This is a genomic window from Kitasatospora sp. NBC_00070, assembly GCF_045041205.1.
Classification (GTDB): domain Bacteria; phylum Actinomycetota; class Actinomycetes; order Streptomycetales; family Streptomycetaceae; genus Kitasatospora.
On record NZ_CP108247.1, the window covers coordinates 1,609,050 to 1,629,003 of the forward strand.

Below are 19,954 nucleotides of genomic sequence, written 5' to 3' on the forward strand. Positions count from 1 at the left end.
GACGGTGGGTCAGTCCAACGGGTCAGCTCAGCGGGTCGAGCGTCATGTACGCCTGCTGCGGGCTGCCGTCGTGGACCAGCGACTCGTGGTGGCCCACGTCGTCGAAGGCGAAGGCGTACGCGTTGCCGTCGGCCATCTGCGCGTGGATCTTGCGCGCGTAGTGGTTGGTGACGGCGTCCTGGTAGAAACCGGCCGCGCTCGTGTCGGGCTGGTTCGGGTTGGTGAGCAGGGTGGAGCGGTTGTACCCCGCGCACAGGGTGCGCGAAATCGGGCCCCGGACCAGGTCGTTGGGGGCGTCCAGCAGCTTGTAGCAGCCGAAGATGCGTCCGTATGGGCACACCCCGACCCCGCCGATTCGAGCCTCTCACCACCGAGGAAGCGCGCGCGTTTCTCACCGCCGTCGACGGCCATCGACTCAGTGGGCTGTTCGAACTCGCCCTGCGCACCGGCCTGCGCAAGGGCGAACTCCTCGGCCTGCGCTGGGAAGACCTCGACCTGGTCGGCGCAACCGCCAGCATCCGCCGCACCCTTCAGCGCACCAACTCCAGCGGCCTGACTGCCCTGCCGACCAAGACCCACAGCTCAGAACGGCGCATCGCTCTGCCCACCGAGTGTCTGCGCTCCCTCGAACAGCACCGCATACGCCAGGCACAGGAGCGCGAAGCGGCAGGGACCGACTGGAAGGCCAGCGGCTACGTCTTCACCCGGCCCGACGGCTCACCGATCGAGGGAGCCACCCTCACTCGGCACTTCAACGCCCTACTCCGCCGGGCCGCCCTGCGACGCATCAGGTTTCATGATCTCAGGCACTCGGCGGCCACCCTGCTTCTGGAGCAGGGCGTGGAACTCGTTGTCATCAAGGAACTCCTCGGCCATGCCCACATCGGGGTGACCGCGACGGTGTACGCCCACGTCCGGCTCCGCCTCCAGCGCGACGCCATCGACCTCCTCGGCCGCGCCCTCCGCAATCCCGTGGAGGCTACCAGCGAACACGACGACGGCGACGGCCCGCCGCTTTGTGCAGCCCTCGTCCGCTGACGTTGCCGTCAGCTACTGCCGTCAAGGGCATGTTGAAGCCCCCTCCCAGCAAACAGGAGGGGGCTTCGCCGCACCATTAAGAGAGAATTAGAGGGTCATTTCTTCGCTCAGTGATGGGCTGCCTTAAAATCTCACCGTCTTCTGCTGTCAGGCGAGCTGGTCACGTCAGCGATCCCCTTGGCAAGCCCCTAATCAAGGCCGCCAATACAAGCTCAACGCTTTCATCAACGAGAACGATGGCGCCAAGCTCACCGGCCCTCACGGACAGCAATCCGACTCGGCAATCCAAATCTTCGAGGACGGAAAAGAAGATTTCCCATCCGATTCGCGAATCTCGAATTTCGTCGATTGAGTATCTGTACCTGTAGACATCAAGCACCTCCTTGGCAGGCAGAAAGGTGACATCGATGAGACTGCCGGACTCGGCCGCCAGCGCGACAACCAATCGATCGACGTCGTCCGCCAGATCTGCAGGTCGGAACACTGACAGCAGCTCCGCGACAGTCGCTACCGTTAGCTGCTTCACGGCATTCCCCTCCATGCCGGAGATGCATCCCCCGTCATTGTTCCCTCGATTTGCACTTCGAACTCACCCCTGAACTCCACCCAAGGCTGGTCATTACTGTGAACGTGTGGCCGTCCGGCAGGAACTTCCGATTTGATTACCACACCAACGCCAGTCGGCCCCTTGGTTGCTGCCCGACGTGCCGCTGCCTCACTTGTCGACCAACTGGTGAATGGACTATCGGTGTTACCAAGATGGTGTGCCATCGCCGAAGCGTCTCCCCCACGGGGTACCGCCACGCCATCTACCGCTGCATCGAAACCTGGGTGCCCCTCGGGGACGCCGCGATAGACAGTGGTGCCACCACCGCAATTGTGCACCAGGACCGGAGTGGTCCCGGCGAGTACATAGTACGTGTGCTACGCGACCCCTCTCCGCCTGCCTTTTCGCAGGTCAATGGTGATTTGACGGTCCGTCGGCGTCCGTCGATGTGCGCTGAAGTACGTGGTTGTTGCCGTCGCTACTGCCGTCAGTGGTGTAGACCACTTGTGCTGTCGCAGCCGCGCGCGCGTGATCCTACTGCCAGGCTCCGGGCTCGGCGCGGACGACGGTGCGCATGGTTTGCTCGTACGACTGGTGACCGGTCTGCGCGCAGTGGCCGGCGATCCAGCGCGTCAGCTCCTCAGGGGTGTGCAGCTCACCGGACGCGGCGGCGCAGTTCCGTTCTTCGCCGGTGACGCAGACCGCCTCGAAGGTCGGCAGCGCCATGGGGTCGGTCGCGGTGGTCACGTGGTACTCGCGGAAGCGGTAGCGGGTGGCCTTGCCCATCAGCCTTCCTCCTGTCCGCCAAGGGGGCTGGCGTTCGCGGGTTCACCCTCCTCGGCCGCCTCCTCCGTCGGCGCCGGGATGCGCTCTCCGCGCGACTGGGCGACCCTGAGCGCGTCCGACAGGGCCTCGGTCAGCCGGCAGGCGAGCCAGCGGTACTCGACGTCCGACTGCGCCTTGGCTCCGGGGGCCAGGATGCCCCGGGCGTACTCCAGCAGCTCCTGACCCATGCCGAGCTGCACGGTTTCGATGCCGTCGGCGAGCGTCGAGATGTAGCCCTTGCCGTCGGTGCTCAGGTAGCAGGGGCGCCCGTCCTCGGTGGTCCATGGCAGCAGGCGGGGTCCCTCCATGCCCGACGCCGCTTCGTGCAACTCCCTGCGACGCAGACGGTCCGCGTCGCTCCTCGGCATGCCCATAGTGGATCTCCGGCCTCGGTCGCTGGAACAGGACACGGCGACCGTAACGACCTGACTACACGTCAATCCACGGGCCCAGCAGGGCAGATTGCAACGCAAGGTCCATGAACTGCCACGCTGCGTAGCAGCTATCCGACGACGCCCAGGTGGGCGGCCATCTCGCGCATGTCGCTGGTCAGGGTGCGCTTGCGCTTACTCAGGATCTCCTGCATGGTCTCGGCCGCCGAGTTCTGGTGCCTCAGCCACTCGGGGGCGGCTTCACGAGCGCGGGTTAGCTCGTTCATGGCGGCAGACAGGTCTCCGGTTCGGGTGTGGGCGCGGGCCATGTCCAGCGTGAAGCGGTTCCCGTCGTTCGTGCTGGGCCTGCCCAGTCGCTTCCACGCCTTCGGCGACAGCTCGGCCTCTTCGCCGGCCTTGCGCACCACCGCGCGGGCGTCGCCGATGACCATGGAGTCTTCGAGCGCCTTGATGGCGGCGGTTACCGGGCCGAAGACGGACCAGTGCCGGGAGACGTTGCGGTGCGCGGTGCCGACGGCGGTTGCCGCCACCCGCGCTGCCCTGCGGTACTCCTTGGCCTCGTCCGGGCGGTTGTTGCGTGCCGCCGCGGCTGCGGCCTCCATGGCCAGACCACCCCACACCGCGTAGTGATCGGGCTCGGCACCGGTGATCTTCGGTTCCACCACATCCATGCTCTGGGCGGCGATCAGCTCCGCCTCCTCCAGCCGCCCTTGCCGCACCAGCAGCCAGCACATACAGCCGACCCCGGAGCCAGCCGCGAGCAGGTCCCCGCCCTCCCGCGCGTCCGCGATGGCTCCTCGCAGGGCCGTGTAGGCGATGTCGTACTGCCTCACCTGCGTGAGGTAGGTACCGGCCAGGCGCAACGCCTCGGCGCGGGCGAGCAGGGCTTGCCGGTGCTCTTCTCCGCTGTCGTAGTGGGCGACGGCCCGCGCGGCGTCCCGCAACAGGCCGGGCAGCTGGGCGGCGACGCTCTTGTAGCTGTCGGAGAAGTACAGCGCCCGCGCGTCTCGAACCGTTCGCGCGTAGGCACGCAGGTTCGGTTCCTCGCCCACGGCTTGGACGTCCTGGTCCACGAGCCCCACCGCCGGGGTGAGCGCGGCGCGAAGCTGGATGAGGTTGAGCCGGTTCGGCTCCTCCGCCCGTCCCACTGGCTCCGGCGCGTCGGACACAACGAGTGCCGCCGTGGGGATGCCCAGAGCGCGGGCCAGCGCGTGGAGCGTCTCCATGCGGACCGTTCCGCCTTGCTCGACCTTCCGGACGGTCGCCGGGGACAGGCCCGCTGCGTGGGCAAGTTCCTCCTGGCTCATCCCGGCGCGGCGCCGGTACTTCCGTACGTTGTCCGCGAGTTCCATCGTCATCTGCTCACCACCTCCAGCGCCACGGTACGCCTGGTAGGCGAACTGACCGGGCTCTCTGGGCAGATACCCACCCATGACGGTGACCCACCGTCACGCGCGGCGTCGGGTGCGCGGTTGACTGGAACGGCGTGGCACCGGAGCCTACGGCAGGCTGCGGGCCTGAGCGGGACGTGTCCCTCGTCGGTCGGGCAGCCTCGCCGGACCAGGGTTCTCCGGGGGCCGCCAAGGCTCACATCGTGACGCTGGCGCTCGGCCTTGGCGGCCCCCGGGGGTTCCTGGTACGCCTCCGGGGACCGGCCGGCGAGGGACACGACCCGCGACCCGCGACCACTCACCCCGACGGCGCCGCACCCGTGCTCGGGCCTCCTGCCCCTCGGAGGGAGGGCTTGGGGTGAGGTAGGGTCCGGCGAACTTCCCTGCTGCCGCTGGCTGTTGTGCGCCCGGACTGGTGGGGCCGCCGCTGAGCGGGGCGGAGACAGGAGCGGGCGGCGGCTCCGCCGGGCCGGAGCGCGCGCGGCCCGCGACAGCGGGCCGCCTTGATCCAGTAAAGAAACTTTGAACAGCTCGGCCCTTCGGCCTCGCTCGTCCTTGGTCTGCTTTACCCGCGTCGCTCAAGTTCCTTGGTCAGACGGCTGACTTCGGCTTCAAGTTGCTTGCGCGTCTTCTGGAGCTGGGCTACCTGCTTCCGCAGGCGGACAACCTCTGCGGCGTCGTGTTCCGCTGTCCGGGGTTCCTTGACACGTTCGAGCAGCACGTCAGCGGCCTGCTCCGAGGGCCTGACGACTGCGGTCTTGCGGACGTAGCTGCCGCGGCCGAGGACGGAGTAGATCAGGTCCTCGCCCTTGAGGAGACGCAGGGCGTTCTGGACAGTTGAACTGGCGACTCCGAAGCGCTCTTGGAGAGCTCGCGCGGCCGGCAGTTGGCTGCCGGGCTTCAACTCACCGTCAAGGATCTCCCTGCGGAGGATGTCGGCGACCTGGATATAGGGCGGCCGGGAGTCCTCCTCCGCCGGCTCGTCGAGCGCGAAGTCGTCGGCCAGCGTTTCGCCCTCGCGCTCGGCGGCGCGCCGTAGCGACTCGACGCGGGCTCGGGCGAGCATCGAGCGCCGCAGGTTGTTGCGCCCGCCGCCGGTGAGGGCGACTGTGAGGGAACCTCGGGGGGTGCGGTGGACGAGACGCTCGAATGCCAGATGGCGCAGGGCTCGTTCGACGGTCTCGCTGTCGGTGGCGAACATCAGTTGGAGCTTGATGAGATCGGGAAGCCTGTCCTCGAACTTCAGGCGGCCTTCGACGATCGCTTCGCGGATCGCCCAGATCGCTTGGAGGACGGGCGTCTCAGCGCTTCCGGGGTCGGCAGGGGCGTCATGAGTGCCGCGCTTGGCCTGCGCCCGCTCTGCCTTGGCCTGGTCGGCGATCTGCTGGATCTCCTCCAGGATGGCCTTCTCCCGGTACTCCTTCTCGTGACTCCGGACGTAGCTGCCGCGCCCTTGGACCGAGTAGACGAGCCCTTCGTCCTTGAGTACGCGCAGGGCGTTCTGGACGGTGGAGCTGGCGATCCCGTACCGCTCCTGAAGCGTGCGCGTGGACGGGAGCTTCTCCCCGGGACGGATCCGCTCTTCGAGGATCTCGGCACGCAGCACATCGGCGGCCTGGAGGTACGGCGGCCTGGGGTCCTCTTCGAGCGGCAACGTCATACACCGAGGGTAGCGGCGGTCCCGCACGGATGACACGCCCGTGCGCTCGCCCGTAGCGGGCGTAGCGCCCATCCGCATTGGGTGTATCGCATCACCAAATTGCTCGACCGTGCGACCGTTGCGGGTGTGCGATCGTCGCGCTATGGTTCTGGCGGGTCGAACAAGTGACCCCCGAACAAGGGAACTGCCATGGCTATGACCAGGATTCGTGTCGGGCTGCTGCCCTCTGCCGTCTGCATGACGGGCACCGACGCAACGCCGAAGATCAAGGACCCGCAGACCGGCGAGATCGCCACCGACCGCGAGACGGGCGAGCACCTGTTCACGGTCACGGTGATGCTCATGGAGGAGGGGCGCGCGGAGATCATGAAGCTCACCGTTGCCCAGTCCGGTCTTCCCGAGGGGCTCAAGCCGGGCGTCATGGTGCGCCCGGTGGACCTGTTCGCCACCCCATGGGCACGGCTCTTCAACGGTCAGCTCTCGGAGGGCATCGCCTACCGGGCGGGCCGACTGGAGAAGGTCAAGTGACCCTCCCTGTAGGGCAGTCGGTGTACCCGCTGCCCGTTCCGACCGGAGCCGACAGCCGGTTCGCCCTCGGGTTCATCTACGACGTGGAAGGCGTGAAGTGAAGGACGTGAACGAGATCGCCCCGGTCCTGATCGGGGCGGTGCTCGCCGTAGCGGCTCTGTGGGCCGTGGTCGGCCTGGTCCGGTACCTACGGGTGGACCGTGAGACCCGGGCGAGCATCCGGCAGGGGGTGCGCATCCGGTTCGGGTGGGAGCGGCTGGCCAAGATGGCGGGCCTGTCGGTGACGGACAAGACGCCGACGTTTCTGGCCGAGTTGGTCAGCCGTGAGGGCGAGGTGCCCAAGCTCCGGGTCCTGGTGCCTCGGATCAAGGTGAAGCCGGACCGGTTCGGGGTGGTGGTGCGGGCCAAGTGCCTGCCCAGGGTTGGGCTGGAGGAGTTCCAGCGCTCGGCGCGGTTTCTCGCCGACGCCTGGCACTGCACGCGGGTGTCCGTGCTGCCGGACGGTCCCGGGCGGGTGGTGATCCGGGCCGTGCGCCTGGACCCGCTCATCACGCCGACCGAGCACACTCCCACCGGAACGGTGCCGGGGAGCCTGGACACGTGGGGTCTCGGGCTGGACGAGTACGCCGACGACGTCAGCCTGCCCCTGGCGAACGTTCCGGGCGTGACCGTGGCCGGCCTGCCCGGCTTCGGCAAGACGTCGCTGATCAACAAGCTCATCTGCGACCTGGCCCCCTCCGACGCGGTCCAGTTCGCCGTGGCGGACGGCAAGGTCTCCACTGCTCACGAAGGGGACTACGCCGATCTGACGCCCCGCCTGTTCGCCTTCGCGGGTGACGACCTGGCGGAAGCCAACACGCTGTTCAAGCGCATGGTGAAGCTACGGCGGGGCCGGTCCTCGTCCATCCGCACCGTCCTGGGCGTGAAGAACATGTGGCACGTCGGGCCCTCCCGCATCTGGCCGCTGACGATCCTGATCATCGACGAAGCGCACACCTACTTCCGCGAGTACAAGGGCAACGACGCCGAGACGAAGAAGCTGGCGGCCCTGTCGGCGGAGAACGCCCGACTGGTCGAGGACCTGGTGAAGAAGGGCCGCAGCGTCGGCATCATGGTCATCCTGGCCACCCAGAAAGCGACCGGCGACGCGATCCCGACGTTCATCCGGGACGTGTGCCCGCTGGGACTGTCCTTCGCGCAGAAGACAGCGGAAGCCTCCGTGGCCGCGCTCGGGGACGACATCCGCAACTGGCCGGACGCGAACCCGGTCAACCTCCAGGACCCGGCCTACGTCGGGGTGGCCTCCATGGGAGTGCAGGGCCGTCCGGGCTTCACCCGCGTGCGCACCCCGTACGTGTCCGACGCCGACGCGGCCCGGATCGCCGACGACACCGCCCACCTGACCGAAGACCCGGCCGCGTACCTCGACGTCTACCCGGGCCCGGTCGACTGGAAGCCCGCCTTCATGGACGACGACGCCGACACCCTGATGACCGAAGCAGCCTGACGACTCATGTAACTCGCCATCAAGAAAGGAGAGTTGGCCTGATGACCGAGGATCGCCTCACACAGCGCACCGTGACCGTGGTCATGGCGGTCATCGCCCTGCTGGCGTTCGTCTTCTCCTTCGGCAACGTCTGGGCACTGGCCCTGCGCCTGGGGGTGCCCCACCCGGTCGCGCCGCTGATCGCCCCCATGGTTGACCTGTCCGTGATCGGACTCCTCGTCGGCCTGCGCTCGCTGTCCCTGCGCGGCGTCCCGCAGGAGGAACTGACGGCCGCAACCCGCCTGATGCACCTTTGCGGCCTGCTGACCCTGGCCCTGAACGTCGCCGAACCCCTGGCAGCCGGACACTACGGCCGCGCCGCCGTCGATGCGGTCGCCCCGCTGCTGCTGCTCGGCTGGGGCCAGGTCGGCCCGCAATTCCTCCGCCACTTCCACGCCCTGAGCGCCCCGACCCCGGCGGAGACCCCGATCCCGGTTCCGGACGTGGAACACCTGCCAGACCCGCTCGCATCGCTCGACCCCAGACCGGAGCCCGTCCGCGTACCGCCCTCCGGGCCGGCGCCTGCCCCGGCTGTGATCCTCGCCGCTGAGCCTGAGCCTGCTCCCGTGCCGGCCAGGCGGACCGCGTCCGCCGCGCCCCCGGCCGTTCCTGAGGCCCTGCTGATCGCTGCCCGGCGTATCGCCGAGACGCACCACGCCGAACAGGGCGAGCACATCACGCCCGGTCAGCTGAAGGCCCGCCTGGGCGTCACGCTGCCGCTGGCCACCGCCGCACACGCTCAGCTCTCCGCCTGAGCCCGCCGGCCCTTCCCCCCTGACCGACCCCGCCCGACCGGGCTCGGCTTCCCATGCCCCGAGCAGCACCAACGCGCCTTCCTGACTGGCTGGTTGCTGCTCGGGGCCACCTCACCCGACAGAAGGGACACGCCCCGACATGTTCGCCCTGGACCTGCGCCACGTGGCAAGCCCCGCCGTGCGGGACCTGATCCACCTGGTCAACCTGCCCGACTTCGACCGCGCACACCAGCAGATCGACCGCCTCGGCGGCTGCACGCAGCCCGTGCGCCTGCTCGGCCAGACCACCACCATCGACACGGCAACCGGTGAAGTACTGCGCTCCTACACCACGGCCGACGAGCCCACGGGCAGCCTGCTGACGGCATGCGGCAACCGCCGCGCCTCGCGTTGCCCGGCCTGCTCCCGCGTCTACGCCGCCGACACCTTCCAACTGATCCGCGCCGGATTGACCGGCGGCAAGAACGTGCCGGACACCGTCCGCACCCACCCCCGCGTGTTCGCCACGCTCACCGCGCCCTCCTTCGGCCCCGTCCACAACCGCCCCACCGACACGGCCGGCGCCCTCCGGCCCTGCCGCTGCGGCAAGCTCCACGAACCCACGGACGCGCTGCTCGGCACCCCGCTGGACCCGAAGACCTACGACTACCCGGGCGCGGTGCTGTTCAACGCGCACGCCGGAGCCTTGTGGGCGCGCTTCACGATCTACCTGCGCCGCGAGATCGCCGCCAGGCTCGGCCTGACCCAGAAAGCCGCCCGCGCGGTGCTACGCGTCTCCTTCGCCAAGGTCGCCGAGTACCAGAAGCGCGGCCTGGTCCACTTCCACGCCGTCATCCGCCTCGACGGCCCGGACGGCAGCACCCAGCCCCCGCCACCGTCCGCCACCGTGACCCTGCTCGCCGACGCCATCCGGGCCGCCACCTCCCGCATCTCGATCAGCGTCGTCTCGGACGCAGTCGGGGAACGCGAACTCACCTGGGGCGAACAGCTCGACGTGCGCGAGATCGCCGCCTTCGGCACCGACACCGAGCTCACCGATCACGCGGTCGCCGCCTACGTGGCCAAGTACGCCACCAAGTCCGCCGACTCATCCGGCGCTCTCGACCGCGCCCTGTTCTGCCGCCCCTGCCAGGGACGCGGCATGACCCTGACCGCACACGGAACCCCGCTCCAGTGCACCGCCTGCGGCGGCACCGGACAGGCCCGGCCGCTGCCCCGCCTCGCCGTCGAACGCCACGTGCGGCAGATGATCCGCACCTGCTGGGAACTGGGCAAGCGCCCGGAGTTCGCCGACCTCAAGCTCTGGAAGTGGGCGCACATGCTCGGCTTCCGGGGCCACTTCTCCACCAAGTCCCGCTGCTACTCCGTCACCCTCGGCACGCTGCGCGACACCCGCCGCGCCTGGCGCACCGAGCAGGCCCGCGCACATGCTGGCCTGCCCGACCTCGACCCGAGCACGACCCTCGTCATCGGCCACTGGGCCTACCACGGATCCGGCTACAGCCCCGGCGCCGAACTCCTCGCCGCCGCCGTCTGGCACCGCAAAGAACTGGCACGGCAGTTCACCGCAGAAGGCGGCCCTTCATGACCGCTCTGCTCCACGGACCGGGCATGAGCGAAGACCTGCTGACGGTCCCCCAGGTCATGGCCCGCCTCCAGCTCGGCCGCTCCGCCGTCTACGACCTGCTCCGCTCCCGGCAACTCGCCTCCATCACCCTCGGCCGCGCCCGCCGCATCCCCACCCGCGCGCTGACCGACTTCATCCGCACCCGACTCGAACAGGACGCCGCCTGATGACCACACCCCGCGACACCCCCGCCTCCCGCCGCACCCGGGCGAACGGCGACGGCACCGTCTACCAGCGCAAGGACGGCCGCTGGGAAGCCGCCGGCTACGTCCTCGCACCCGGCGGCACCCGCAAGCGCGTCCGCGTCTACGGCATCACCCGCAAGGAAGCCCTCGCCAAGCTCACTGAGAAGATCGCCACCAGCAACCGCGGCGTCCCCGTACCCACCGCACAGGGCAGCCTGGCCGCCTACCTGACGTACTGGCTGGACAACGTCGCCATCCACTACCTCCGCGAAAACACCCACACCCGCTACACCGCCTGCGCCAACCAGTACCTCATCCCCGGCCTCGGCAAGAAGAAGCTCGCCAAGCTCGCCGCGAAGGACGTCCGCACCTGGCTGAACGAGCTCCGCGCCGTCTGCCAGTGCTGCGCGCGGGGCATCGACGCCGCCCGCAAGCCAGACGCGCAGGCCGACCGCCGCCCCCGCTGCTGCGCCATCGGCAAGTGCTGCCGCAAGCACCTTTCCCCGCTGACGCTCGCCTACATCCACTCCGTCCTCAAGTCCGCCCTGGAGCACGCTGTCCGTGAGGAGGAGATCCCGCGCAACGTCGCCCGAAACGTCCGCACCGGCACACCCCGGCCCCGCCGGTTCGAACCCCTCACCGCCGACGAAGCCCGGGTCTTCCTCTCTGCCGCACAGGGTCACCGCCTGCACGCTCTGTTCGAACTTGCCCTCCGCACCGGGCTCCGCAAGGGCGAACTCCTCGGCCTGCGCTGGGAAGACCTCGATCTGACGGGCGGCACCGCGAGCGTCCGCCGCACCCTCCAGCGCACCCGCACCGGCGGCCTCACCACCCTCCCCACCAAGACCACCAGCTCCGAACGCCGTATCGCTCTGCCCACTCCCTGCCTGCGCTCACTTCGCACCCACCGAGACCAGCAGGCTCAGGAGCGGGAGAAGGCCGGCGGAGGCTGGAAGGAGGGCGGTCAAGTGTTCACCCGGCCCGACGGTCACCCAATCGAACCCGCCACCCTCACCCGACACTTCAAGGCACTACTCCGCCGAGCAGAACTCCGTCAGATCCGCTTCCACGACCTCCGACACTCGACCGCGACGCTTCTCCTGGAGCAGGGCGTCGAACTCATCGTCATTAAGGAGCTGTTGGGCCATGCCCACATCGGCGTGACCGCGACCGTGTACGCCCACGTCCGGCTCCGCCTCCAGCGCGACGCCATCGATCTCCTCGGGCGCGTCCTCCGCACCCCCACCGAGCCCACCCGTCCCGATGACGGCGACGAACCGCCACTTTGTGCAGCACCCGTCCGCTGACGTTGCCGTCAACTACTGCCGTCAAGACACCCAGGAGCCCCGCCGGAACGAAATCCGGCGGGGCTCCTGGCGAACCCGATTAACGATCGGACTCTGGCAATCCAAGCCCATCGCGATGAGCCCTAGAAATCGCACCCTCTTCGATACCGATTCTCCCTTCGCTGGCAATGCCAAGGAGAGCAGATCTCATGGATGCGTAATCAACATTTGGCGGAACGTCAATTGCCCACAAATACCCCGTCGCATCAATCTCCCAGGAGCACTCAAAACTGCGGAGCATTGTGTCAACCATGCCCACTGCGACGTCATCCTTGATGATTATGCGAACTGTTGAATGCCCCGACTCTGTCACGAAATTCTCGAAAACGAACTCTCTGCGCTCATGATCAGCCCTGACCCGCACAGTGTCCCCATAGGCGACCCCCTTCACATAGAAAGGGGTGTTCCGAACCTGAACCTCCATCTGCACGGAAGTCTTCGCAGTCCAGAGCCGCTCTGCAGAGGCACGGGCCCAATCGGCAGTCTCGTCGGAGAGGTCGAAGGCTACCTTGTACAGTCTCGCAGGCTTACTTTCCGGAGCCGACTCGCCATCGCTAGGGTTCAAGGAATTCTCTGAGCTCATCGTCCCAATCCTCCAAAGTCTTCGTGGACTTGTCCCTGTTGCATCGGCGGCAGGCCACGGCTCCATTGTGGTCGCCACCGTGCCCGCCACTGGCCCTCGGCTCGATGTGATCGATCTGGGCATCGTCGGGCAGCCCCTTGACGGGATTTCCATCGGCGTCTCGCGACGCACGCCGCTCCACCTTCTGCCCACAGTAGTCACACCGATACTCGCCGCCATTCTTCGCAGCATTGGCGTCGTAAACCTTCTGCCTCTCAGCATCAGTGAAGTCCAAACCAGCTCTCTCGCAGTTATGCACGAGGACCGGCGTAGCGCCTGCGAGGACATAGTACGTGTGAAGGTGCTCGACGGTCAGGTTGTAGGCAGTTCGCGGGCCCGTTCGATAGCTACGGGTGTCGATGATTTTGACGGTAGTGCCATCAGCTGCGAGCACTTCGTCGCCGGGGTTCAGGTCAACAGCATCGGTCCAGTGCTTCTTGGTGACCTCCCAATAGGGGTGGTGCTGGGTGGAGGTGATCGTCGAGAAGGATTCTGCGGCGCTCTGGTGCTCGTCTGTTACTGCCAGCGTCAGGTCGGTGAAATCCTGGTCATCCGGAGTAAGGATGGTGGCGGTGACGGTTTCGCCCTGGGTTGAGTGGGTATCGGGGTCGGTGGCGAGGACTTCGTCACCGACCGTCAGCTCCTCGATTGGTATTGTTGATCCGTCGGATTTGAGGACGAGGGTTCCCGGCGGGAAGCTATTTTTGCACGCGGCGCCGAGTGAGTGTTGCTTTGATGCGGTGGAGAGTTTGTGCGGGACGAGACTGTTGAGCGTGGCTCTGAGGTCGTTGTCGCCGGCGAAGTAGCTTCCGGCTGATATGGCCCCGAAGACACTGAACATATCCTTGGGGCAGTGCAGTTCCATGCACAGGTTGAAGACCTTCAGGGTCAGTAGTGCTGCGGTTGCCGCCTTGGTGTGTTCGGGGCCGACCGTGAAGTCCCAGGCGTGGGGGCTGCGCTCCCAGCGTGCCCAGTCCTTGTAGAAGCGGTCAACGAACTCGTACTTTCCGCTCCAGTTGTTGTCGACTTCGACTCCCGGTACCACGGTGGTGGTGCCGTCGGTGTCGTCGATGCTTCCGCCGCTGTCGGTGCTGCCGCCCGGGGCGTCGCCGCCGGCGTGTCCGTCGGTGGGGCAGTCGGCTCGGTCACCGCCGCAGTTGAGGAGCAGGCCGCTGGGGTCGCTGAGGTTGATGGGGTTGTTGTTGCTGTAGGCGTAGCCGTTCCATTGTTGGGGGTCGGCTGGATTGAGGATGGGGTCGGGGTTGATGAAGCGGCCGGTGGTGGGTTGGTATTGGCGGGCGCCGAGGTTGGTGAGGCCGGTGGCGTCGTCCTTGGTTCCGCCGACGTAGCCGTGGGTGCCGGCCCATCCGGTGGGCTGAGCACCGCGGGGGTTGCCGAACGGGTCGGTGGGGCGGCGGGTTTCGGTGAGGGTGGTGGCGTCGAGGGCGAGGTTTCCGGTGCCGTGGTGGTCGTTGATCTGCCAGGTGGCGGTGGTGCCTTGGCGGACCAGGGTGAGGCCGCCGGGCATCTGGTAGTAGCGGGTGCCGGTGGTGGTTGCGGGGTTGGTGGTGGTGTCGTAGGTGAGTTCGTCGCCGCCGAGGGTGATGGTGGTCTTGCCGGGGTTGTGTCGGATGAGCTGGTTGCCGTCGGCGTCGTAGACGTAGGTGGTGGACTGGTCGGGGACGGTCCACTTCTGGCCTGTGGGGACTGGTGTCCCGCAGGCTGCCAGGGTTACGTCGGTTCCGTTGGTGGTGACGTTGCCGGGGACAGCAAGGCACAGGTTGGCAGTCGGGTTGGCGATGCTGCCGTCGGTGCGCGTCGTCCAGGTCTGTGCGGTGGTGCCGTTGCAGGTCTGCAGCTGGATCGCGGAGCCGGCGGTGGTGCCCATGGCGGTCAGGCAGGAGCCGTAGACCTTGAGCTTGTTGCCGCCGGTGGCGAACTTCTGGGCGCTGGTCGCGTCACAGTTCGTGATCTCTGCCGGGGTGTTGTTGGCGCTGCTGCCGCCCTGCAGAGCGAGGCACTTGCCACCGATGCCCTGGATTTGGACGGGCGGGCGGTAGGTGTCGAGTTTGCCCTCGGTGTTCCAGTTCAGGTCGGTGGTGCCGGCCGCGTAGGTGTACTGGGCGGTGGTGTTCCCCGCCTGGTCGTAGGTGTTGGTGGCGTAGGCGGTGGTGTTGCCATTGACGACGGTTGTCTGGGTGGTGAGTGCGTGCGGTCCGCCGCTGCCGTTGCCGTTGTTGACGGTGCCGGGGGCGGTGAACGTCTGGGTCGTGAGGGCGTCCTGGGCGTTGCCGCCGGTCGGGTTGTGCTGGGTGAGGGTCTTGCGGTTGCCGGTGAGGTCGTAGGTGTAGTCCTGCCAGTACGGTGCTCCGCCGCCGACGGTATTGGTCGCTGGTGCGACGGCGCCGCTGGTGGGGGTGGTGTTGGCGCAGGCGCCTCGTCCGCCGACGGCCGGCTGCGGGGCCATGGTGAGCTGGCCGGTGTCGGACCAGGCAGTGGTCAGGCGGCTGAGGTGGTCATAGCTGAAGCACTGCAGGTCGGTCTTGGAAGGGTCGTTGTCGGGGATGTTGCGCAGGGCCGTGATGCGGCCTGAGGCGTCGTAGGCGTAGGTCGTCTGCTGGACGGCGCCGGTCCCGGCGGTCTGCTTGTCGACGAACTGGGACAGGGGCCGTCCGGTGGACTCGTCGTAGGAGTTGGTGACGACGATCTGGGTGCCCCACGGGTTGACCGTGGTGCGGACCGGCCTGCCGTAGGCGTCGTAGTCGTTCGACAGGTCGTAGGTGGAGCCGCCAAAGGCCCCGAACGACTTCAGGAGGCCCCAGGTCTCGTAGTTGTAGTTCACCGTCTCGGCGGCAATGTTGCCCACGGCCGAGCGGTTGTCGAGCGTCAGCAGGCCGGTGACCGGCTCGTAGCCCGCCTGGTAGGTGTAGGTGAACGGCGTGCTGGAGCCGATCTCCGAACCCGGGATCGTCAGCGTCGTCTTCGTGGGGTGGTACGCCGTGTCGTAGGCGAGGACGGCACTGGTGTAGGCCGCCCCGGCTGTTCCGCCTACGTACCGGGTGGAGGAGGAGGGCTGTCCCTTGAGGACGGTGTCGTAGGTGCGTGCGGTCAGTTGCTTGGCGGCGTCGGCTGCCAGGCCGTCGTAGGTGGCGGTGGTACGGCCGAGCAGGTCGTAGGTGGAGGTGATGCTGCGGCCGCGGGCGTCGGTGGTCGAGGCGACCCGGCCCGCGCCGTCGTAGCGGATGGTGCTGGTTCCGGTGTCGGGGTCGGTGGCCGAGGTCTGCCGGCCCCGTACGTCGTAGGCGTAGGACCAGGTGTTGGCGGCCGCGTCCTTGCGGGTGGCCGGCTTACCCGCAAGGTCGTAGGTGTAGGTGGTGACGTCGGCGTCGCCGGGGTTACCGGTGGCGGTGGCCGTCTTGTACTGCCACAGCGCAGTGGTGAGGCCGCGGGCGTCGGTGACCGTGGATGTGGGTGTCGATCCGGTCGGCGGGGAGACGTCGGTGCGGTCCACGCCGGGGTAGGCGGTCGTCGTCGTGCTCTGGACCACCCCGTAGGCCACGAATTCGGTGGTGGTGGGCCGTCCGAGGCCGTCGTAGACGGTGTGGGTATGGTTGGGGGCCTCGGCGGTTGTCGTCTGGTAGAGCGTCGTGCCCGGGGGCGCGGCGTCGTTGTACCAGTTGCCGTTGGAGCGGATGACGCGGCCGAGGGAGTCGTAGGCGGTGTCGGCGAGGATCCGGCCGGTGTTGTAGGCCCGGACCGCCGGAGCGGACTGGGTCTGGATGACCCGGCCGAGGCCGTCCATGATCTGGGTCGAGCTCACCGAGCTGTAAGTGGTACCAGAGCCCACGCCCACCAGGGCCGTCGTTGTCGTACTCGGCGGAACCACCTTGCCGGCCACGACACCTGGGACGGCGTAGGTGTAGGCGGTGTTGGGGGAGAGGCCGGTTGCGCGGCCGGGCAGCCACACGCCGGTGGTGCGGCCCAGGGCGTCGTAGGAGAGGGTTGTGACGCGGTTGTTGGAGTCGGTGTTCGACTTGGGCAGCGACCGGGCACTGTTGAGGGCGGTGACTGTGCTCCGACCTGTCGCCTGGTCGCTCGCTCCCGCTGGTGCCGGGTAATTCACGGTGACGCTTGTGGGCAGTTCACCCGGTTGGGGCGCGGAGTAGCTGGTGGTCACCACGGCCCCGCTGCTGTGAGCGTTGTCGGTCACCTTGGGGTCGGTGATGGTGAGGACGCGCCCGTATGTGTCGTATCCGAAGGTGGAGTCGACCGTGAATACGGGGGTGGTTCCGTTGAACCGATCGAGGCTCTCCCGCGACGTGGGCTCTGTTTTGGTCCCGGCCTGGTTCAGCGGCTTGCCGTCGTAGTAGGCGCGGGTCCATGACGAGGTGTTCTGTTCGGTCAGATCTGCAGTGCAGGCATTCGCACCGCTGACACTTACCTGTTCGGCGACGAGAGCGGATACCTGGGAGTCGGGTCCGGCGGCGTAGGTCGTGCGCTGGCAGATGTCGGGGAGCGCATCGGCGCTGGAGAGCGCGGTCAGCGGCCGGTTGTTGTGCGCCGGGTCAGTTGTCGCGGTCTTGGTGGTCGTGCGCCATGAGCCGTCGGCCTTGAGCGACTTCGCCGTGGACACCGAGCTCGTGGAACCGTAGCGCGCGAGCAGGGCAGGCAGGCCGGTGCGGCTGTGGGTTGCCGTGGGGACTGGCCCGGAGCTGGTGCTGACGGCGTAGGCGGTGATGGTGCCGCCGGCCTTGTCGTAGGTGTCCGTCTCCAGGGCCTGGCCGTTGAGCCAGTCGGAGTCGGTGACCTGAGCACTCATCGGCCCGGCGACCTTCGCGATGCGTGCCGCACCGCTGGCGGTGATGTCGCCGTCCATGCCCTGGTGGTAGGTGACGCTCTTCTGTGACTTGGGGCCGTCACTGCCGCTGCCGGCAGTGGTGGTGACGTTGGCATAGCCGCGGAAGTCGTCCCAGGTGCGGTCCTTGGTGTCGGTGAATGGGGAGTCGTTGCGGTGCCAGGCGGCGTTGCCGTACGAGTACGCCGTGGTCATGGCCGTCGCGCCCGGGGTGTTCGGGTTCAGGGTGACGGTCTTGACGGGGTAGCGCAGGAACCAGTCGTCGACCGGGTCGGCGCCGGATTGCTCGTTCGGGACGTGCCACTTGACGTTGTAACAGGACCGGGTGTTGCTGTCTGCCGAGGCCGGCATGGTGTTGCTGACGCGGGAGCAGTCGGCGGGGTAGTAGTCGACGCCGATGGTGCTGCCGGTCTCGGTGGTGATCAGCTGGATCCGGGGCCGGTTGTAGTCGGGCCGGGAGGGCACCAGGTTGGTGCCGTCGACCCGGTTGCGCAGCAGCATCTCGGTGAAGGAGACCGGTGGCAGGGGGGCAGGGCTATCGGAGGCCTGCTTGTCCTTGCCTGTGCGCTGCACTGAGGCGAGCCAGGGAACCTGGGTGGATTCGGTGGTGTTGACGACGTTGACGAACCGATGGGTGAGCGCGTAAGCGTCGACGTCCTGGTAGGCGCCGTTGTTGCGGACCTTGGTGGTGATGGAGGCCAGCCACTTCGAGGTCCAGTACGTGGGCCCGTAGTTGGTGCAGGTGCCGCTCTGTCCACACTGCTGGTCGATGGGGACGTCGGGCCAGTTGCCGGCGTTGGCCTGGGTGCGGTTGGCCGGGTTGCAGGCGGCGACCGAGGTGACGCAGCGCTCGTCGCTGACGAAGTCGATCTTTGCGGCCGGGTTGTAGGTACCGTTCGCGGTGATCTGGTCGCTCAGGAGCTGGCCGTAGCCGATGGAGGCGAGGACGCCGCCGCGGGTGTAGGAGCTGTTGGCTCCGGTGCCGCTGTTCTGGCCGCCGCCCCGGGCGTAGAAGTTCGCCTCGGGGGTGTAGGTGTAGGTGGTGAGGTTGCCGTGCGGGTCGACGACGTAGTCGAGGTTCCAGCGCCAGGCGCTCTGGCACCAGGACGCCTTGCCCTTGGCCGGGTCGTAGCACGGGTCACCACTGTTGGGTGAGTACACCGGCACGGTCCAGGCAGAACCCGAATCTGGGCCCTTGGTGGACGGGTTGCCCGAGGCGTCGGGCAGGTGGGCCAGGCCGAAGTAGAGGACAGTGCCGGCCGTCTCGGTGACCTTGATGTAGGAGCCGTTCCAGGTCCCGTTGGTGGCACCGGTGAGGAACTGGACCTTGCTGCCGTCGTCACCCTTGATCCGCCATGTGCACGCGGACTGCTCCATCGTGGCGGCCGCTCCTGCCTGGCAGGAGGCATCGTCGGGAACAAGCTCGCCGGAGTGGCCGGTGAGGGCGAGGGTCAGGTTCGCGCCGGCCCAGCACTGGTCACCGGAACCGGTGATGCCGTCCTTCGAGCAGGGCTGGTATCTGCGCTCGATGAAGCCGGGGTTGTAGTCCCAGCCGTCACCGATCCATGACGCTTGCGCGTTCGTCGAGGATGTCTTGCCGTCCACCGACGACGAGTCGTAGGACAACGCGACAGCAGGCGCCTGGCTTCCGAAGGAAGGGGGCACCTGGATCGGCGAGGAGTACGTGAAAGCACCGGAGGATGAACCCGCTGACCAGGCCTGGGAGATGTTCAGCGGGGTCGCGGAGTAGGTACCGGCACCACTGGTGGAACCGGCCACCGCCGCGAGCACCACAGGCTGCGCGGAAGCGGGTGCCGCGGCCGGCGCGGCGTTCAGGGATTGGATCCGGGTCGTGGCCGTGCCGTCGTCGCCTGGCAGCGTCACATCGGCGACGAGCTTCTTGGCGGCAGCGTCGTAGTGGGACGGCACCGGGGCCTGCTGGAGGCAACCAGCGATGTCGGGGGTGGTGAGGGAGCAGGCCGGCAGACTCACGAGTTGGGCGCGTGCGGCCCAGTTCGCGCCATAGCTCTCGGCGAGAGTGCCGGTGTCGAGGGAGAGGCGAACCTGGCCTGCCGCGTGGCTGCCGTCACGGGAGAACTTGAGGACCGGCCCGGGTATGCCCGCAGCGGTCGCGGCCCTTGGGTCCACCAGGTCGACCTTCACCACCTGGTCGACGACGGAGGATCCGGCGAGCGGAGCAAGGGACAGGGGTAGGCCGGTGGCGCCGGCTTCAGGGCCTGCCTGTGGGCTCTGCCCCGCGCTGCGGCCCTGTGTGGCGGCGGCAACCGTTCCGAGGTGAACGTCGGCGTGGCCCTGGGGGGCCGGTCGTGTGGTCTTGGGCGGCTGCCAGGTGGGCGGCACCGGGTGGCTAGGAGCCGTGACCGGGGTGTTGTCGACGTTCTTGCCCCGGACAGAGGTGGTAGTCGGAAGTGCCGTGTTCGACGGCGACCATTTGCGTGAATAGTCCGGTCCGGCCGCGACGGCCACCGACACCGGCGCGAGCAGCGACACGAGAACACCGGCCACGGCGGCGAGGGAAAGATATCCACCTCGCCGCCTTAGCATGAATTGCTGGCGACCCAAAACGGATTTTGATGACACAGGGAATACCCCTCAGGGATCGAATCTCGAATAAGC

13 protein-coding genes and 2 pseudogenes are annotated in these 19,954 nt (G+C 67.8%); 7 read left to right on the forward strand and 8 right to left on the reverse strand.

Features of this window, described 5'->3' with window-relative positions; genetic code table 11:
* Positions 1-22: 22 nt before the first annotated feature.
* A pseudogene (locus tag OHV05_RS07535) lies at positions 23-322 on the reverse strand (beta-1,3-glucanase family protein); the annotation flags it as partial.
* Here OHV05_RS07535 and OHV05_RS07540 point away from each other — a divergent pair.
* A pseudogene (locus OHV05_RS07540) lies at positions 319-1,038 on the forward strand (site-specific integrase); the annotation flags it as partial. The pseudogenes OHV05_RS07535 and OHV05_RS07540 sit on opposite strands and share 4 nt — an antisense overlap.
* Before the next feature lie 160 nt (positions 1,039-1,198).
* On the opposite strand, the gene OHV05_RS07545 reads toward OHV05_RS07540, so the two are convergent.
* From OHV05_RS07545 to OHV05_RS07565, 5 genes are all read right to left on the reverse strand, one after another.
* Entirely contained in the window at positions 1,199-1,564 is a 366-nt protein-coding gene (locus OHV05_RS07545) for a hypothetical protein (protein ID WP_405016953.1), read from the reverse strand.
* 555 nt (positions 1,565-2,119) lie between these two features.
* On the reverse strand, positions 2,120-2,371 hold the full coding sequence (locus OHV05_RS07550; RefSeq protein WP_405016954.1) for a hypothetical protein: 252 nt from the start codon (positions 2,369-2,371) through the stop codon (positions 2,120-2,122).
* Entirely contained in the window at positions 2,371-2,784 is a 414-nt protein-coding gene (locus OHV05_RS07555) for a hypothetical protein (protein WP_405016955.1), read from the reverse strand. Before OHV05_RS07555 ends, OHV05_RS07550 begins: the two co-directional genes overlap by 1 nt.
* A 128-nt stretch (positions 2,785-2,912) precedes the next feature.
* Positions 2,913-4,160: a helix-turn-helix domain-containing protein gene (locus OHV05_RS07560; protein ID WP_405016956.1), complete on the reverse strand. Its 1,248-nt coding sequence runs from the start codon at positions 4,158-4,160 to the stop codon at positions 2,913-2,915.
* Between the two features lie 598 nt (positions 4,161-4,758).
* A complete protein-coding gene (locus OHV05_RS07565; RefSeq protein WP_405016957.1) occupies positions 4,759-5,853 on the reverse strand; it encodes a GntR family transcriptional regulator in 1,095 nt (364 codons plus the stop codon).
* A gap of 195 nt (positions 5,854-6,048) precedes the next feature.
* Here OHV05_RS07565 and OHV05_RS07570 point away from each other — a divergent pair, with 195 nt between their 5' ends.
* The 6 genes from OHV05_RS07570 to OHV05_RS07595 all read left to right on the forward strand — a co-directional run bounded on the left by OHV05_RS07570 (position 6,049) and on the right by OHV05_RS07595 (position 11,801).
* Positions 6,049-6,381, forward strand: a complete 333-nt coding sequence (locus OHV05_RS07570) for a hypothetical protein (protein ID WP_405016958.1) — start codon at positions 6,049-6,051, stop codon at positions 6,379-6,381.
* Between the two features lie 97 nt (positions 6,382-6,478).
* Positions 6,479-7,888, forward strand: coding sequence for a cell division protein FtsK (locus OHV05_RS07575; RefSeq protein ID WP_405016959.1), 1,410 nt, complete (start codon positions 6,479-6,481; stop codon positions 7,886-7,888).
* Between the two features lie 41 nt (positions 7,889-7,929).
* Complete coding sequence (locus OHV05_RS07580; RefSeq protein ID WP_405016960.1) at positions 7,930-8,682, forward strand: DUF2637 domain-containing protein; 753 nt, start codon at positions 7,930-7,932, stop codon at positions 8,680-8,682.
* 139 nt (positions 8,683-8,821) lie between these two features.
* The gene (locus OHV05_RS07585; RefSeq protein WP_405016961.1) at positions 8,822-10,270 is read left to right on the forward strand and encodes a replication initiator; all 1,449 of its coding nucleotides are present in this window, start codon (positions 8,822-8,824) and stop codon (positions 10,268-10,270) included.
* Complete coding sequence (locus OHV05_RS07590) at positions 10,267-10,476, forward strand: helix-turn-helix domain-containing protein (protein WP_405016962.1); 210 nt, start codon at positions 10,267-10,269, stop codon at positions 10,474-10,476. Before OHV05_RS07585 ends, OHV05_RS07590 begins: the two co-directional genes overlap by 4 nt.
* Positions 10,476-11,801: a tyrosine-type recombinase/integrase gene (locus OHV05_RS07595; RefSeq protein ID WP_405016963.1), complete on the forward strand. Its 1,326-nt coding sequence runs from the start codon at positions 10,476-10,478 to the stop codon at positions 11,799-11,801. Before OHV05_RS07590 ends, OHV05_RS07595 begins: the two co-directional genes overlap by 1 nt.
* Positions 11,802-11,880: 79 nt before the next feature.
* Here OHV05_RS07595 and OHV05_RS07600 read toward each other — a convergent pair whose 3' ends face one another.
* Together OHV05_RS07600 and OHV05_RS07605 are read right to left on the reverse strand one after the other, a co-directional pair.
* Positions 11,881-12,423, reverse strand: a complete 543-nt coding sequence (locus tag OHV05_RS07600; RefSeq protein ID WP_405016964.1) for a DUF4265 domain-containing protein — start codon at positions 12,421-12,423, stop codon at positions 11,881-11,883.
* Complete coding sequence (locus OHV05_RS07605; protein WP_405016965.1) at positions 12,395-19,843, reverse strand: RHS repeat-associated core domain-containing protein; 7,449 nt, start codon at positions 19,841-19,843, stop codon at positions 12,395-12,397. The genes OHV05_RS07600 and OHV05_RS07605 overlap by 29 nt, the downstream gene beginning before the upstream one ends.
* Positions 19,844-19,954 lie beyond the last annotated feature (111 nt).